Below are 15,551 nucleotides of genomic sequence, written 5' to 3' on the forward strand. Positions count from 1 at the left end.
TCCCCACCTGTTCGCCTCCAGCGCAGTCGAGAGACAGGGGACAGCTGTCTTGACTTCACTCGACACGAACGGAGCGTTGCTAGAACCCCGGATGGATCGCCATGGCGGCACCGTCCACCAGCATTTCCGCGCCGGTCATGAACGGGCATTCGTCGCTGGCGAGGAAGGCGATCGCCGCGGCTGTCTCGGCCGGATCGGCGAGGCGATTCAGGGGCGAGGTCGCTGCCACCGCCGCGATCAGGCCGGGGGTCTGCTGTTCGGCAGCGTCGAGGATGCCGGTATGCGTCGCCCCCGGGATCACGGTATTGCAGCGGATATTCAGCCCTTGCTTGGCGCACCATGTTGCCACCGATTTCGACAGCACCCGCACCGCACCCTTGCTTGCCGAATAGCCCGCATCGGTCGGCAGCGGAGCGATCGCGGTGGTCGAGGCGATGTTGACGATCGCGCCCGCCCCCTGTTTTCCTGGCGCCCCGCCGGGATTGTCCCGCATCGCGGCGATTGCCGCCCGGCAGCCCGCCATGGTTCCGGTGAGGTTCACGGCGATCACCCGGTCCCAAGCGGCGAACATTGCCTCGTCGTCGAGATCGCCGATCCCTGCGCCCGACACCATCCCGGCATTGTTCACCAGAATATCGAGCCGACCGAAGGCCTCCACCGCGCGGGCGACGATCTGGGGCCACAAGGCGCGGTCGGACACGTCCTGCTGCGCAAACAGCGCGCCCACCTCGCCGCACAGCGCCGCGCCGCGGGCCTCGTCCATGTCGGTGCCGAGCACTTTTGCTCCGTCCGCCGCAAAGCGCCGCACGGTCGCCGCGCCGATCCCGCTGGCGCAGCCAGTGACGATCGCGACCTTCCCCGAAAGATCGGGCATGTTATTCGGCCTGTTGCCACACGCCTGCGCAGGCGCGCTGGTTGTGGGTATCGACAAACCGCGCGAGGTTGTCGGTGCCTTCGGGCAGCTTCCAGCCCACAGTGAAACCGAAATTGGCGAAGGCGAAGATCAGCAGATCGGCGAAGGTGAAGCGCCCCAGCGCGATGTGGTTGCTGCCGCCGAGAAAGCCGTCGAACATCCGCCACTTCTCGTCCGCCATGGCCGAAAGCTCGGCACCCGCCTCGGGCGAGACCACGCTCATGCGCGGGGCGAACATCGGGCGGCCCGCGCCGGCGCGGAAGCCCATCGTCATCGGCACCACCACTTCCTGATCGAACAGGCGGGCCCATTTGCGCACCGTCGCGCGTTCCACCGGAGTTTCGCCGAACAGGTTGGGTTCGGGGTGCATTTCCTCGATGAATTCGCAGATCGGCCAGCTTTCGGTGAGGCAGGTGCCGTCGTCGAGCTCCAGCGTCGGGGTGGTACCCATCGGGTTCTTTGCGACATAGCCTGCGTCCTGCCGGTTCTCGCCGGTGATGATGTCGTAATGCACGCGGGTGAAGTCCCGGCCTTCCTCAAGCCCCTTTTCGATCAGGAACATCCGCACAAGGCGCGGGTTGGGGCCGAGGCTGGAATGGAGCGTGGTCATGCGTCTGTCTCCCGGATTGCTTTGGTGAATTCCTAGGCTTCTAGGGCTTGCGCGCCAGCCTCACAAATGCGCTAGGGGACGGGAAAGCCATGACAGGGGATTGAGGCGGCCATGAACTTCCAGCTGACCGACGAGCAGCGCGAGCTGCAGGAAACCGCGCGCAAATTCGCGCAGAAGGAACTGCCCGCGCTGGCACGCGACATGGAGGCGAAGGACTATCCCGTCCCGCACGACATGCTGCGCATCTATGGCGAGATGGGCTTTCTGGGGGTCAACCTTCCGGTCGAATATGGCGGGCTGGGCCTCGGCCACCTAGAGGCGCTGCTGGTGCTGGAGGAATTCGCCAAGATCTCCAATGCGGTCGCCTTCCCGGTGTTCGAGGCGCTGGTGGGCCCGGTGCGCACGATCGACAAGTTCGGCTCGCCCGAGATGAAGGCCAAGGTGCTTCCCGAAGTGATCCGCGGCGATAAGGTGGTCGCGGTTTCGATGTCCGAACCCGACGCGGGCACGGCGCTGACCGACCTGAAAACCCGCGCGGTGCTCGACGGCAACCACTACGTCGTCAACGGATACAAGCGCTGGACCAGCGGTGGCGGCCATTCGGATTATTACGTCACCTATTGCCGTTTCACCGATGAACCGGGAGCCAAGGGCATCGGCGCGATCCTGCTGGAGAAAGACCTGCCTGGCATGCAGTTCGGCAAGCGCGAGGAGCTGATGGGCTTCCGCGGCATCGCCACCGCCGATTACGCGATCGAGGATGTGCGGGTGCCGGCCGAAAACGTCATCATCGGCGCGGGCGGCTTTGCCAAGCTGATGAGCGCCTTCGGGCTGGAACGCTGCGGCAATGCCACCCAGTCATTGGGCGTGGCGGCTGCCGCGCTGGAGGCCGCGACCCAGTATGTCCAGGAACGCGAGGCCTTCGGCAAACCGATCGTCGAATTCCAGGCGGTGCAGCTGAAGATCGCTGAAATGGCGATGAAGGTCGAAGCCGCGCGGCTGCTGATCCACCGCGCTGCCGCCAATGCCGCGCATCAGCCCGACGGGTTGCCGACCGTGTTCGAGAGCAGCGTCGCCAAATGCTACGCCAACGAAATCGTGCGCGAAGTGACCGCGATGGGGATGCAGGTGATGGGCGGTTACGGCTATCACAAGGATTACGGCATGGAGCAGCGCCTGCGCGACGCCTATGCCTGGGGCATCGCGGGCGGCAGCATCGACGTGCAGAAGACCAATATCGCCGCTGCGCTGGTGGGCCGCCGGTTCGATCAGCGCCGCTAGAGCACGGAAAATCCTTGCGTGCGCGCAGTGTATTGCGCAAGTAAGGCACCATGGATCAAAGTGTCGCCCCCAGCCCATCCGGCCTGCCTGTCGATGATGACGGCGCGCTGACCCGCCTGCACCCCAATTACACCCACGCGCTGCGGGTGAAGACGGTGCTGATGGCGATCCCCTTTCTGGTCGCCGCGCTGGTGGCCGAGACGATTATCCGCGACGCGCCGCTGCCGTTTTCATTGCCGCCGGGCGCGATTGCCGGGCCGGTGCTGCTGATCGCGATCGTGCTGGTGATCCGGGTGCCGAGCCGCCGCTACAATGCCCGCGGCTACCAGATTTCGGCTGACCGGCTGCGCGTGGTGCGAGGGCTGTTGTGGCGTTCGGACACGGTTGTGCCCTTCGGACGGGTGCAGCATATCGACGTGGATCAGGGGCCGCTTGAACGCTTTTTCGGCATCGCCACGCTGACGCTCCACACGGCGGGCAATCACAATGCCAGCGTGTCGCTGCCCGGACTGGAGGAGGAACTGGCCCGCACCATGCGCGAGGAAATCCGCGCCCATATCCGCCGGGAAAGCATGTGAGCGAGGCCTCTACCGACGCCCGCACCGGTACCGACATCGCGCGGCGCACCGCCCCGTTGAGCGTTGTCGTCGGTGCGATCGGCCTGCTTCAGAATGTCCTTGTGCCGGCTATCGCGATCGGAGTGTCGGGCATCGGCGGGCAAGGGCGGTTCCTGCTCGCTGTCGGCATGGTGGTCGCCGCCGTGGTGTTCGGATCGGCGGGCGGATATCTGCGCTGGCGGCGGCTGACTTATACCATCGGCGCGGCGGACATCCGGGTGGAAAGCGGCATCCTCAGCCGTTCGGCGCGCTCGGTGCCCTATGAACGCATTCAGGACGTCAGCCTTGAGGCCAAGCTGCTGCCGCGCCTGCTCGGGCTGGTCACTGTTAAGTTCGAGACCGGCGCGGGCGGGGGCGAGGATCTTAGCCTGCAATATCTCACCAATGCCGAGGGCGACCGTCTGCGAAAGCTCGTGCGCGAACGGCGCGACGAGGAACAGGCGGCGGCATCCGGTGATGAAGCGGTCGAAACCGATACCGACGAACCCGAGGGCGAGGTGCTCTATTCGCTCCCGCCACGGCGATTGCTGACCTTCGGCCTGTTCGAATTTTCGCTGGCGGTGTTCGCGGTGCTTGGCGGTGCCCTGCAATATCTCGACAGTTTCGCCGGGATCGAGGTGTGGGACGTCGACCTGTGGCGCGATCTGGCCGAAGAGCATGGGGTCGACTGGCTGGCGCTCGACGCGCGGCTCAAGGCGCTCAGCGCGGTGACCGGATTGTTCACGCTGGTGCTGATCGGCATGGCGACCGGCGTGGCCCGCACTTTCGCGCGCGAGTGGGGTTTTACGCTAACCCGTGGTCCGCGCGGGTTCCGGCGGCTGCGCGGAATGTTCACGCGCACCGACGTGGTGATGCCCGCGCACCGGGTGCAGGCGCTGGTGATCGGTACGGGACTGGTGCGCTACCGCTTCGGCTGGCATGGTCTGAGCTTCGTCAGCCTCGCCCAGGATGCGGGCGATGCCAGCCATGTCGTCGCGCCCTTTGCGAAGATGGACGAAATCGCACCGATCGTTGCGGCGGCGGGGTTCCACCTGCCCGGCGCGGACACTGACTGGCACCGCGCGAGCAGACGTTACCTCACCGACAGCATCCTGATCGACGGCGGTCTGTTCGCGCTGGCGGTGATTCCGGTGGCACTGTTCGCCCCGCCGCTATGGGCGCTGGTGCCGCTCGGCCTTGCCTTTTTCGGCGCTGCCGCGGCCGTGCTGTCATGGCGGTTCAAGCGCCACGCGCTCGACGACACGCAGATTTTCGCGCGCCATGGCCTGCTATCGCCCACCAGCAAGATTGCCACCCGGCTGAAACTCCATTCGGTCGAGATCGCGCAGGGGCCGCTGGCGCGCTGGCGCGGCTATGCGACGGTGCATCTGGGGCTGGCGGGCGGGGAGTTCGCGATGCACGGCGTGCCGCTGAACGAAGCCCGGCGGCTGCGCGCGAGCGTGCTGGAAACGATTTCCGCGACCGATTATTCGCGGCTCGACGCGCCGCTGGAGGACGGGCCGGATCAGGCTTTCAGTGCGGCCCAGTCGGGATTTTCGGCGAATTTGGCGGCGACGTAGGAACAATCGGGGCGGACCAGGAAATCCAGCCGCTCCGCATCCGCGACCATCCGCGCCACCAATTCCGCCGCCACCCCGCGCCCGCCGATCGCGTGCGGGACCACGGTATGTGCGGCGATTCGCACTTCCTTGCCGCCCTGCATCCCGCCCGGTTCCCACTGGAGATAGCCTTCGTGCGACGAATCCTCGACCACCGCGACATAGCATCCGCCCTGCCCCTGAACGTGGTGTGTGATGGTTACCCGTGTGCTTTGCCCGCTCATGCCTGTACCTCCCGTTTGCCCACCCGCTCTTGCCAAGCCCGCCCGCGCGGCTAGAGGCGTTTTGCAATGAGCCTCGCCAAGCCCTTTCTCTCCGACAATGCCGCGCCGGTCCACCCCAAGCTTTGGGAGGCGATGCGCGCGGCTGACCATCCGGATAATCCCTATGACGGCGATGCGCTGTCGCAGGAACTCGACGCGCGCTTCACTGCGCTGTTCGGGCGCGAATGCGCCGCGCTGTGGGTGGCGACGGGAACGGCGGCCAATTGCCTCGCGCTCGCCACCATGTGCGCGCCGCATGGCGGGGTGGTGTGTCACGAGGAAGCCCATATCGAGGTGGATGAAGGCGGCGCGCCCGGATTCTTCCTCCATGGCGCCAAGCTGATGCTGGCCGGGGGAGAGGGCGCGAAGCTGACGCCGGACGGCATTGCCGCGCTAATCGATCCGATCCGCGACGATGTGCATCAGGTGCAGCCCCACGCAATCGCGATCACGCAGGCGAGCGAATACGGGCGCACCTATCGCCCGGACGAATTGGCGATGCTGGGCGCCTTTGCGAAGCAGCGCCGTCTGGGCCTGCACATGGACGGCGCGCGCTTCGGCAATGCGGCAGCGTTTCTGGGCGGCAGTGCGGATCAGGCCGCACGCGCTGCCAGCGGCCCGGTCGACAGCCTTGCCTTCGGCTTCATCAAGAACGGCGGCATGGGTGCGGAGGCCGTGGTGCTGTTCGATCCCGAAGCCGCGCGGCAGGTGCGTTACCGCCGCAAGCGTGCCGGACACCTGCAATGCAAGGGCCGCTATCTCGCCGCGCAGATCCTCGCGATGCTGGAGGATGACCTGTGGCTCGCCAACGCGGCCCATGCCAACGCGGCCGCGCAGGAAGTCGCGGCGGGGTGTGGTGACCGTCTGCTGCATCCGGTAGAGGCGAACGAGCTGTTCGTGCGGCTGTCCCCGGCAGAGCGCGATGTGCTGCGCGCGCAGGATTTCGCGTTCTATGACTGGGGTGCGGATTCCGCCCGCTTTGTGACCGCGTGGAATACCAGGCCCGAGGATGCGCAGGCGCTCGGCAAGGCCATCGCCGCTCTATGAATCAGGCTTCCGCGCCGTCCATGCTCAGCCCGCGCGTGCTGGTGCCCTTCGCGCTGACCGGCACGATCTGGGGTTCAACCTGGTTCGTCATCACCGGGCAGATCGACGGCGTCCCCGCGGCGTGGAGCGTATTCTACCGGTTCCTGCTCGCCTGTCCGGCGCTGTTCATGGTCGCGGTGCTGATGGGCAAGCGGCTGCGGCTGAACGCGCGCGAACAACTGTTGGCACTGGGTGTCGGCCTTGCGCAGTTCTCGGGCAATTTCCTGTTCGTCTATCATGCGGAAATGCACATCACGTCTGGCATCGTCGCGGTGATGTTTGCGCTGCTGATGGTGCCCAACGCGATCTTTGCGCGGATGTTCATCGGCGAAAAGGTGCAGGGCGGTTTCATCGGCGGAAGCGTGGTTGCGATTGCCGGGGTGGCGATGCTGCTGGTGCACGAATGGCGCGCCGCGCCGCTCGACGGCAATGTCGGCCTGGGCATCGTGCTGGCGATCGGCGGGATGCTGGCCGCATCGATCGCCAATGTTGTGCAGGCCAACCCGACGGGGCGCGGGGTGCCGATGGTCAGCCTGCTGGCCTGGGCGATGCTTTACGGCACGATCTTCGATCTGTTCTTCGCGCTGGCCACAGCCGGCCCGCCGCCGCTGCCGGAGAAATGGCAGTTCTGGGCGGGCACCGCCTATCTTGCGCTGATCGGATCGGTCGTCACCTTCCCGCTGCATTATAATCTGGTGCGCGAGATCGGCGCGGGCCGCACGGCCTATAACGGGATCGTCACCGTGTGCGTCGCGATGCTGCTGTCGACCCTGTTCGAGGGCTATCGCTGGACGCCGCTGACAGCGGGCGGCGCCGGGCTGGCTCTGCTGGGCATGGGATTGGCCCTGCGCTCCAAGAGTCGTTGAATTCCGCAGCGCCTCCGCGCTGCGATATCCTCGCTCATGCGACCTGAAGGTCGCGTCGCTGCGGGCGGCCGGTCGGCCTTGCGGCTGCGATGCAGCCGACCCAGCGCCTACCGCAAGAGTCCACTTAACCCCTCCACATAGGTCGGATAGCGTGGCTGCCAGCCCAGCACACGCTTGGCCTTGCTGTTGGCGACGCGGCGGTTCTCCATGTAGAAGCCGCGCGCCATTTCCGAGAGTTTGGCTTCCTCCAGCGTTTCGAGCGGCGGGGGGTCCACCCCCAGCAATCGGCATGCATGTTCGGTGACTTCGTTGCCGGAGCACGGCAGATCGTCTCCGAGATTATAGGCCCCGGCGGGGGCGTCCTGCGTGAGCGCGGCCACGACCCCGCTGGCGATGTCATCCACATGAACGCGGCTGAACACCTGTCCGGGCAAATCGATGCGCCGCGCCTTGCCTTCCCGCACCCGGTCAAGCGCGGAGCGGCCCGGCCCGTAGATGCCCGGCAGGCGGAACACCCGCGCGCCCATCTCCAGCCATGCCAGATCGGCCTCGGCCCGCGCATTGCGGCGTCCTTCGCCTGATTGCGCGATGGTCGGCGTTGCCTCGTCCACCCATGCGCCTTGCTTGTCGCCATAGACACCGGTGGAGGAAAGGTAGCCGAGCCACTGCCCTTCGAATGCATCGTCGTAGAAATCGAGCACCGGATCGAGACCGGAGGCGCGATCAGGCGGAACCGACGAAAGGATATGCGTCGCCCGTTCCATACATTCGAGCACGGATACCGCGTCCATCCAATCGAGGTTGCCATCGCGGCCCGTGGCATCAACGCGCCAGCCGCGTTTCCGCATGGCGGAAGCGATCCGCCCCGCAGTGTATCCAAGACCGAAGATCAGCAAATGCGCCATAAGACCCTAGTGCCGTTCGCCTCGAGCGAAGTCGAGAGGCCTTTGCCTCTATGTCTCTCGCGTTCAACCTGCGGTTGTGCGTTGCGTCCGCTCGACACGAACGAGTATGGGATGCCTCATGGATATCGCAACCACCCCGACGAACCCCGAAGGCAACCCCGAATTGGCGGACGCCGCGCGCACCCCGCACGAACCGCCTGTCATCCTGCGCGAGGATTATCGCCCGTTCGGCTGGCTGGTGCCCGAAGTGCGGCTCGACTTCGATCTCGGCCTCACCCGCACCCGCGTGCGAGCCGAACTGACGGTGCAACGCAATGCCCGCGCCGATCATGCGGACACTATCCGCCTCAACGGCGACGGGCTGAAGCCGCTGTCGGTGACGGTAGACGGCGCGGCCGCCGACTGGCGCATGGACGGCGACGATCTGATCGTGCCGCTGCGCGAGGATGCGCACCTGATCGCAGTCGAGACTGAAATCGATCCCACCGCCAACACCCAGCTGATGGGCCTCTATGCCTCGGGCGGAATGCTGTGCACCCAGTGCGAGGCCGAGGGCTTCCGCCGCATCACCTTCTTCCCCGACCGGCCCGACGTGCTGTCGGTCTACACCGTCAGGATGCATGGGCCGAAGGCGGTGTTCCCGATCCTGCTGTGCAACGGCAATCGCGTGGCCGAGGGCGATAACGACGACGGTACGCACTGGGCCGAATGGAACGACCCCTGGCCCAAGCCGTCCTACCTCTTCGCGCTGGTGGCGGGCGATCTGGTGGCGAACTCCAAACCTTTCGTCACCTGCTCCGGCCGCGAGGTCGAATGCAATATCTGGGTGCGCAAGGAAGACCTCGCGCGCACCGACCACGCGCTCGAATCGCTGCACCGTTCGATGCAGTGGGACGAGGAGGTGTTTGGGCGCGAATATGACCTCGATCTCTACAACATCGTCGCTGTCAGCGATTTCAACATGGGGGCGATGGAGAACAAGGGGCTCAACGTCTTCAACACGAAATATGTGCTCGCCGACCCCGACACTGCCACCGACGCCGATTTCGACGCAGTGGAAGGGGTGATCGCACACGAGTATTTCCACAACTGGTCGGGCAACCGCGTGACCTGTCGCGACTGGTTCCAGCTCAGCCTCAAGGAAGGCTTCACCGTGCTGCGCGACCAGCTGTTCAGCCAGGACATGCGGGGGGAAGCGGTCAAGCGGATTGAGGATGTGCGCATCCTGCGCGCCGCGCAGTTCCCCGAGGATGCGGGGCCGCTCGCCCACCCGATCCGCCCCGACAGCTATCGCGAGATCAGCAACTTCTACACTGCCACCGTCTACAACAAGGGCGCCGAAGTCATCCGCATGATGCGGAGCATGGCCGGTGTCGAACGCTTCCGCGCGGGCACCGACCTATATTTCGACCGTCACGACGGCGAGGCTGCGACCTGCGAGGATTTCGTTCGCGCGATCGAGGACGGGGCCGGGCTGGATCTCGCGCAGTTCCGGCTGTGGTATTCGCAGGCCGGCACCCCGCGTGTCAGTGTGAGCCAGAAGGTCGAGGGCGACAGCCTCGAACTCACCCTCAGGCAGACCGTGCCCGCCACCCCCGGCCAGCCCGACAAGCAGCCGATGCCGATCCCATTGCGCGTGGCGGTGCATTCGCGCGCGGCGGCTGCCTTGGGAGCCGAGCAGCTTGTGGTGCTCGCCGAGGCTGAGCGGACCTTCACGCTGCCGCTGTCCGGCCCCGACCCGGTCGTCTCGATCAATCGCGGCTTCACCGCCCCGGTGGTGATCGAGCGAGCGCTTGACCGAGAAGACCTCGTGTTTCTGGCCGCGCATGACGATGATCCCTTCGCCCGTTCCGAGGCGTTGCAGGAACTTGCCGTCGGCCATCTGGTCGGCACCGCCAGTGGTACGCTTTCGGCAGACCAGCAGGCGGCGGGCGAGGCGGCCATCATCGGTGCGTTCCGGTCGAGCCTTGCCGACGCTGCGCTCGACGATGCGATGCGCGGCGAGCTGATGATGCTGCCGTCCGAAACCTATCTGTTTGAGGCCATGGCGACCGGCGAGAGGAAGGCCGATCCGGGCGCGATCCATGCCGCGCGCGAAGGGCTGAAGGCCGCAATCGGCTCTGCGCTGGCGGACGAGCTCGGCGCGCTGCATGCCCGCGCTTCGGCGGTGCCTCTCGACGATCCGGCGGGCCGCGGCGCGCGCAAGGTCAAGACGCAGGCGCTGGTATATCTGGCTGCCGCCGACCCGGGGCGCACCGCGAAACTCGCCGCGCAGCAATATGACGCCGCCGACAACATGACCGACCGGCAGGGCGCGCTGATGGTGCTGTGCGGGCTCGACTGTCCGGAGCGGGACGAACGGCTCGCGGCGTTCCACGCGCGCTACAAGGACAATGCGCTGGTGGTCGACAAGTGGTTCACGCTGCAGGCGCTTTCGCTGCACCCCGATGTGATCGCGCAGGTGCGCGCGCTGGCGGAGCATCCCGATTTCACCATGCGCAATCCCAACCGCGTGCGTTCGCTCTACATGGCTTTCGCAGGCAATCCGCAGGGCTTCCACGATGCGAGCGGGGAAGGTTACCGGATGATCGCCGACGTGATCCTCGCGCTCGATCCGATCAACCCGCAGACGGCGGCGCGGTTTGTGCCCTCGCTCGGGCGCTGGCGGCGGATCGAGCCTGCCCGCGCGGCGCTGATGAAGGGGGAGCTTGAACGGATCATGGCAGCGGGCAAGCTGTCGCGCGATACCTTCGAGCAGGTCAGCCGTTCGCTGGAAGGCTGAGGTGACGCGCTTCGCGATCGAGACCCACCCGCTGTTCGAAGGCGTGCCGCACGGCTTCTTCGGCAGCGCCGGGGGCGTCCACCAGTTCGGGTTCGGCGGACCGGGCGATCCGGCGGATGTGCATGCCCTGCGCGCTGCGGCGGCCGAAGCGATTCGCGCCGGCGGGCGACTCGCAGCGCCGCACCAGGTCCATTCGCCCGATGTCGTGACCGTGACCGAGGCGTGGGACGATGCCGCCGAGGGGCGTCCGGTGGCCGATGCCGTGGTGACTGCCACTCCGGGTATCGTGCTCGGCATCGTCACTGCCGATTGCGCACCCGTCCTGGTTGCCGACCCGCAAGCCGGTGTGGTGGGCGCGGCCCATGCCGGCTGGCGCGGCGCGGTCGAGGGCGTGCTGGAGAACACGATTGCCGCGATGGAGGCTTTGGGCGCGCAGCGGACGAATATTATTGCGGTCCTCGGCCCAACGATCGCGCAGCCCAGTTACGAAGTCGACGCGCCGTTCCGTGCCCGCTTTGCCGTTGAAGACGAAAGGTTTTTTGCATCCGCACCGGCACGCGACGGGATCGCCCGCTGGCATTTCGACCTGCCCGGCTACGGCATGGCGCGCCTGGCAGCGGCGGGGATCGGTAAAATTGCCGATCTGGGCCGGGATACTTTCTCTCATGTCGCGCGTTATCATTCCCATCGCAGGTCCACGCAGGCGCGTGAGGCGGATTATGGCCGGCAGATCAGCATGATCGCCTGCCCCTGAACCCGCTTTGCGCAAGGGTGAACAGGCCTTGCTTAAAACACGGTTGGTTTTTCGCTGGATTGCCGTTAATTGCCCCCGCGAGCTTAGGGGTAAGGGTGTGCAAAGCACGCTCTGGCCCGAAGCGGGGACCAATCGACGGACTGTCATGGGGCAACCGCCCCGAAACTGGAACACCACGCCGCGCAGGCCGATTTTCCGGCGCGGCAAGACGAGCAGGGTAAGACAAAATGGCTTCTGACACGGCCGCCATGGGCGATCTGGGCACCGAAGAAGGCGTCCGCCGCCGCGACTGGATTCACATCGCCGCGCTCAGCACTGCTGGCGTTGGCGGTGCTTCGCTCCTCATTCCGCTGGTGAGCCAGATGGCCCCGTCGGCCGACGTGCTTGCAGCGAGCACCACCGAAGTCGATGTCAGCGCGATCCAGCCCGGCCAGGCGATCAAGGCGGTGTTCCGCAAGCAGCCGCTGTTCGTGCGTCGCCTCACCGCTGACGAAATCAAGTCCGCCAACGAGGTCGAGGTTTCCTCGCTGCGCGATCCCCAGACCCTGGGCGATCGCACAAAGGAAGGCCATGAGGACATGCTGATCACCATGGGCGTGTGTACCCACCTCGGCTGCGTGCCGCTGGGTGCCGCCGAAGGTGAGAACCGCGGCGAATTCGGCGGTTACTTCTGCCCCTGCCACGGTTCGCACTACGACACCGCCGGCCGCATCCGCAAAGGCCCCGCACCGCTGAACCTGCAGGTGCCGGAATACCAGTTCACTTCCGATACCGTCATCCGCGTCGGCTGAGCCTTCGTAGCTGTATCGCAACGATAATCGCCCGATCCCAATCCATTCGATCAAAGCCGAGAGAACGCCATGAGTTTCGCCTGGGCCAAGCAGTACGAACCGAAAACCCCCCTGACCAAGTGGCTTGACGACAAGCTGCCGCTTCCGCGGCTTGTCTACAACGCGGTCGGGGCCGGCTATCCGGTGCCGCGCAACCTTAATTACATGTGGAACTTCGGCGTTCTGGCCGGCTTCTGCCTGATGATCCAGATCGTCACCGGCGTCGTTCTGGCGATGCATTACGCCGCCAACCAGGCGGTCGCCTTCGGCACGGTCGAACACATCATGCGCAACGTGAACTGGGGCTGGGCGCTGCGCTATGCCCACGCCAACGGGGCGAGCTTCTTCTTCATCGTCGTCTACCTCCACATCTTCCGCGGCCTTTTCTACTCTTCGTACAAGGCTCCGCGCGAGATGATCTGGCTGCTTGGCGTGGTGATCTTCCTCCTGATGATGGCGACCGCCTTCATGGGTTACGTGCTGCCGTGGGGCCAGATGAGCTTCTGGGGTGCGCAGGTGATTACCGGCCTGTTCAGCGCGATCCCGCTGGTTGGCGAGCCGCTGCAGGTGTGGCTGCTGGGCGGATTTGCGCCGGATAACGCCGCGCTGAACCGCTTCTTCTCGCTGCACTTCCTGCTGCCCTTCGTGATCGCGGGCGTCGTGATCCTGCACATCTGGGCGCTGCACATTCCGGGTTCGTCGAACCCGAGCGGCGTGGAAGTGAAGAGCGAAAGCGACACCGTGCCGTTCCACCCGTACTACACGGCCAAGGACGGTTTCGGGCTGGGCGTCTTCCTAATCCTGTTCGCCGTGATGGTGTTCTTCCTGCCTAACGCGCTGGGTCACCCGGACAACTACATCGAGGCCAACCCGCTCTCGACCCCGGCGCACATCGTTCCGGAATGGTATTTCTGGCCGTTCTACGCGATCCTGCGCGCCTTCACCGGCGACCTGACCATCCCCTTCACCGGCATCGTGCTGATCCCGGCGAAGCTGCTGGGCGTGATCGCGATGTTCGGTTCGATCCTGTTGTGGTTCTTCCTGCCGTGGCTGGACAAGAGCCCGGTGCGTTCGGGCCACTACCGTCCGCTGTTCAACAAGTTCTTCTGGTTCGGTCTGATTCCGACCATGGCAGTGCTGTTCTACTGCGGTGGCGCTCCGGCCGAGGAACCCTTCGTGGTTCTGAGCCAGATCGCGACGGCCTATTACTTCCTGCACTTCCTGGTGGTGTTGCCGATCGTGAGCCAGATCGAGGTGCCCAAGCCGTTGCCCTTCTCGATCACCGAAGCGGTGCTCGGCAAGGATGCGACTGCCGAAGCCCGTACCGGAACGGTCGATGCTGGCACTGCCGGCACCGCACCCGACGGTTCGCTGCAACCTGCCGAGTGATCGGCAGGACGCAGTTCACAAGCAATCTGACCCGATAACGAGAAAGAGTTCGGTCATGACTATTCGTCTCGGAGGCATCATTGCAGGCCTCGCCATTGCTGCGGTGCTGGTGCTCTGGTCGCTGGTTCCCGGTGCCTACAACTACATCTTCGGCCCGCCGGCCGAAAAGCAGGCATCCTACGCCTTCTACGAGCATGGCGAAGGGCCGGAAGGCGGCTTTGCGTTCGACGGCCCGTTCGGCAAGTGGGATGTGGCCCAGCTGCAGCGCGGCTATCAGGTCTACAAGGAAGTCTGCTCGGCCTGTCACAGCCTGAAGTTCGTGGCCTTCCGCAACCTCTCGCAGCTCGGCTACACCGAAGCTGAAGTCGATGCCGAAGCCGCCACCTGGACGGTTCCGGGCATCGATCCGAACACCGGTGAAACCACCACGCGTCCGGGCGAACCCACCGATTACTTCCCGATGCCGTTCCCTAACGCCATCGCGGCAGCGGCGGCGAACAACAACGCCATTCCGCCCGATCTTTCGCTGATGACCAAGGCACGTCACGACGGTTCGAACTACGTCTATGACTTGCTGACCGGCTATGGCGAAGCCGATCCGGAAAAGGCCGCCAAGCTCGGTTTCGAGACCCCGGCCGGCCTCTATTTCAACAAGCACTTCCCCAACGTGAACATCGCCATGGCTCCGCCGCTGGTGATCGATGGTCAGGTGACCTACGCCGACGGCACCGAAGCAACTGTGCCGCAGATGGCCAAGGACGTCGCTGCGTTCCTTACCTGGACCGCCGAACCTTCGATGGTGCAGCGCAAGCAGACCGGCTGGTTCGTGCTCGGCTTCCTGCTGTTCGCCACGGCACTTGCCTTCCTGTCGTACAAGCAGGTGTGGGCCGGGATGAAGCCGAAGAAGAAGTAAGCCTTCTTCTCTGCGCAGCACACAGGCGCCCCGTCGTCCCTTGCGGATGACGGGGCGCTTGTGCATTCAGGATCCGCAACCAAGGGGACCGCACGCATGACTGGACCGCATCTCTCGCCGGAAGATCTCAAGGCGCTGGTGCGCACCGTGCCCGATTTCCCCAAACCGGGCATCCAGTTCCGCGATATCACCACGCTGATCGGCCACCATCAGGGCATGGCGGCGAGCGTGCATCACCTCGCCGAACTCGCCGATGCGGCGGGTGCCCACAAGATCGCCGGGATGGAAGCGCGCGGCTTCATCTTCGGAGCGGCAGTGGCGGTGCAGCTGGGCATCGGCTTCGTCCCCGTGCGCAAGCCCGGCAAGCTGCCGATCGAGACCATCGGCATCGACTATGCGCTCGAATACGGGACCGACCGGCTGGAAATGGACCCGGGCGCGATCGAACCGGGGCAAAAGGTGGTGATGGTCGACGATCTTATCGCCACCGGCGGCACGGCGCTGGCTTCGGCGGAACTGTTGCGCAAGGCGGGGGCGGTGATCGAAACGGCGCTGTTCGTGATTGATTTGCCTGATCTGGGCGGCGCCCAACGCCTGCGGGCAGCGGGGATCGATGTGCGCGCGCTGATGGACTTCGAAGGCGACTGATCAGGCGAGGCGCGCCACCGCGCCCAGCACCCTGTCTGCCCATTCCGGCCGGCAGATCAGCAGATCGGGCATGAAGGTGTCCGCGCGGTTATAGAC

The 15,551-nt window shown here is 65.4% G+C and carries 15 protein-coding genes and 1 pseudogene; 11 read left to right on the forward strand and 5 right to left on the reverse strand.

Translation table 11 applies throughout. From position 1 onward, the window contains the following. Positions 1-79: 79 nt before the first annotated feature. Entirely contained in the window at positions 80-874 is a 795-nt protein-coding gene (locus tag OIK40_RS04585) for an SDR family NAD(P)-dependent oxidoreductase (protein WP_273676588.1), read from the reverse strand. 1 nt (position 875) lies between these two features. Further along, on the reverse strand, positions 876-1,523 hold the full coding sequence (locus OIK40_RS04590) for a glutathione S-transferase family protein (protein WP_273676589.1): 648 nt from the start codon (positions 1,521-1,523) through the stop codon (positions 876-878). A gap of 111 nt (positions 1,524-1,634) precedes the next feature. Here OIK40_RS04590 and OIK40_RS04595 point away from each other — a divergent pair, with 111 nt between their 5' ends. Genes OIK40_RS04595 through OIK40_RS04605 form a run of 3 tightly spaced genes read left to right on the forward strand, consistent with a single transcriptional unit; the run spans position 1,635 to position 4,980 of the window. Continuing rightward, entirely contained in the window at positions 1,635-2,804 is a 1,170-nt protein-coding gene (locus tag OIK40_RS04595) for an acyl-CoA dehydrogenase family protein (RefSeq protein WP_273676590.1), read from the forward strand. Positions 2,805-2,854: 50 nt separating this feature from the next. Then, positions 2,855-3,382 (forward strand): PH domain-containing protein, encoded by a 528-nt coding sequence (locus tag OIK40_RS04600; protein WP_273676592.1) that lies wholly within the window; start codon positions 2,855-2,857, stop codon positions 3,380-3,382. Then, positions 3,379-4,980 (forward strand): PH domain-containing protein, encoded by a 1,602-nt coding sequence (locus OIK40_RS04605; RefSeq protein WP_273676594.1) that lies wholly within the window; start codon positions 3,379-3,381, stop codon positions 4,978-4,980. The genes OIK40_RS04600 and OIK40_RS04605 overlap by 4 nt, the downstream gene beginning before the upstream one ends. Here OIK40_RS04605 and OIK40_RS04610 read toward each other — a convergent pair. Next, entirely contained in the window at positions 4,926-5,243 is a 318-nt protein-coding gene (locus OIK40_RS04610) for a GNAT family N-acetyltransferase (RefSeq protein WP_273676595.1), read from the reverse strand. The two genes, OIK40_RS04605 and OIK40_RS04610, sit on opposite strands and share 55 nt — an antisense overlap. A 66-nt stretch (positions 5,244-5,309) precedes the next feature. On the opposite strand from OIK40_RS04610, the gene OIK40_RS04615 reads away from it, so the two are divergent. Then, positions 5,310-6,329, forward strand: a complete 1,020-nt coding sequence (locus OIK40_RS04615) for a threonine aldolase family protein (protein WP_273676596.1) — start codon at positions 5,310-5,312, stop codon at positions 6,327-6,329. A 20-nt stretch (positions 6,330-6,349) separates the two neighbouring features. Continuing rightward, complete coding sequence (locus OIK40_RS04620) at positions 6,350-7,234, forward strand: DMT family transporter (RefSeq protein ID WP_273676597.1); 885 nt, start codon at positions 6,350-6,352, stop codon at positions 7,232-7,234. A 107-nt stretch (positions 7,235-7,341) separates the two neighbouring features. Here the strand turns inward: OIK40_RS04620 and OIK40_RS04625 are convergent, their stop codons facing one another. Continuing rightward, positions 7,342-8,139 (reverse strand): Rossmann-fold NAD(P)-binding domain-containing protein, encoded by a 798-nt coding sequence (locus OIK40_RS04625; protein WP_273676599.1) that lies wholly within the window; start codon positions 8,137-8,139, stop codon positions 7,342-7,344. Between the two features lie 118 nt (positions 8,140-8,257). Between OIK40_RS04625 and pepN the strand changes: the two genes are divergently transcribed. The 6 genes from pepN to OIK40_RS04655 all read left to right on the forward strand — a co-directional run bounded on the left by pepN (position 8,258) and on the right by OIK40_RS04655 (position 15,455). Continuing rightward, complete coding sequence (gene pepN, locus OIK40_RS04630; protein ID WP_273676600.1) at positions 8,258-10,921, forward strand: aminopeptidase N; 2,664 nt, start codon at positions 8,258-8,260, stop codon at positions 10,919-10,921. Position 10,922: 1 nt separating this feature from the next. Next, positions 10,923-11,675 carry a peptidoglycan editing factor PgeF gene (pgeF, locus tag OIK40_RS04635; protein ID WP_273676601.1) on the forward strand — a complete coding sequence of 251 codons (753 nt, stop codon included), beginning with the start codon at positions 10,923-10,925 and terminating at the stop codon, positions 11,673-11,675. Positions 11,676-11,902: 227 nt separating this feature from the next. Next, complete coding sequence (gene petA / locus OIK40_RS04640; RefSeq protein ID WP_273676603.1) at positions 11,903-12,466, forward strand: ubiquinol-cytochrome c reductase iron-sulfur subunit; 564 nt, start codon at positions 11,903-11,905, stop codon at positions 12,464-12,466. 69 nt (positions 12,467-12,535) lie between these two features. Next, positions 12,536-13,894, forward strand: a complete 1,359-nt coding sequence (locus tag OIK40_RS04645) for a cytochrome b (RefSeq protein WP_273676605.1) — start codon at positions 12,536-12,538, stop codon at positions 13,892-13,894. Between the two features lie 55 nt (positions 13,895-13,949). Continuing rightward, entirely contained in the window at positions 13,950-14,807 is an 858-nt protein-coding gene (locus OIK40_RS04650; RefSeq protein WP_273676606.1) for a cytochrome c1, read from the forward strand. Positions 14,808-14,903: 96 nt separating this feature from the next. Next, positions 14,904-15,455, forward strand: coding sequence for an adenine phosphoribosyltransferase (locus OIK40_RS04655; protein ID WP_273676608.1), 552 nt, complete (start codon positions 14,904-14,906; stop codon positions 15,453-15,455). On the opposite strand, the pseudogene OIK40_RS04660 reads toward OIK40_RS04655, so the two are convergent. Beyond that, positions 15,456-15,551, reverse strand: a pseudogene (locus OIK40_RS04660) (3'(2'),5'-bisphosphate nucleotidase CysQ); the annotation flags it as partial.

It is taken from the genome of Erythrobacter fulvus, assembly GCF_028595285.1.
In the GTDB taxonomy this organism is placed as follows: domain Bacteria; phylum Pseudomonadota; class Alphaproteobacteria; order Sphingomonadales; family Sphingomonadaceae; genus Erythrobacter; species Erythrobacter fulvus.

Excerpts from the sequence above, each read along its gene's own strand:
- OIK40_RS04585 (WP_273676588.1), bottom strand. The coding sequence starts at position 874 with ATGCCCGATCTTTCGGGGAAGGTCGCGATCGTCACTGGCTGCGCCAGC.
- OIK40_RS04590 (WP_273676589.1), bottom strand. The coding sequence starts at position 1,523 with ATGACCACGCTCCATTCCAGCCTCGGCCCCAACCCGCGCCTTGTGCGG.
- OIK40_RS04595 (WP_273676590.1), top strand. The coding sequence starts at position 1,635 with ATGAACTTCCAGCTGACCGACGAGCAGCGCGAGCTGCAGGAAACCGCG.
- OIK40_RS04600 (WP_273676592.1), top strand. The coding sequence starts at position 2,855 with ATGGATCAAAGTGTCGCCCCCAGCCCATCCGGCCTGCCTGTCGATGAT.
- OIK40_RS04610 (WP_273676595.1), bottom strand. The coding sequence starts at position 5,243 with ATGAGCGGGCAAAGCACACGGGTAACCATCACACACCACGTTCAGGGG.
- OIK40_RS04615 (WP_273676596.1), top strand. The coding sequence starts at position 5,310 with ATGAGCCTCGCCAAGCCCTTTCTCTCCGACAATGCCGCGCCGGTCCAC.
- OIK40_RS04620 (WP_273676597.1), top strand. The coding sequence starts at position 6,350 with ATGCTCAGCCCGCGCGTGCTGGTGCCCTTCGCGCTGACCGGCACGATC.
- OIK40_RS04625 (WP_273676599.1), bottom strand. The coding sequence starts at position 8,139 with ATGGCGCATTTGCTGATCTTCGGTCTTGGATACACTGCGGGGCGGATC.
- pepN (WP_273676600.1), top strand. The coding sequence starts at position 8,258 with ATGGATATCGCAACCACCCCGACGAACCCCGAAGGCAACCCCGAATTG.
- petA (WP_273676603.1), top strand. The coding sequence starts at position 11,903 with ATGGCTTCTGACACGGCCGCCATGGGCGATCTGGGCACCGAAGAAGGC.
- OIK40_RS04645 (WP_273676605.1), top strand. The coding sequence starts at position 12,536 with ATGAGTTTCGCCTGGGCCAAGCAGTACGAACCGAAAACCCCCCTGACC.
- OIK40_RS04650 (WP_273676606.1), top strand. The coding sequence starts at position 13,950 with ATGACTATTCGTCTCGGAGGCATCATTGCAGGCCTCGCCATTGCTGCG.
- OIK40_RS04655 (WP_273676608.1), top strand. The coding sequence starts at position 14,904 with ATGACTGGACCGCATCTCTCGCCGGAAGATCTCAAGGCGCTGGTGCGC.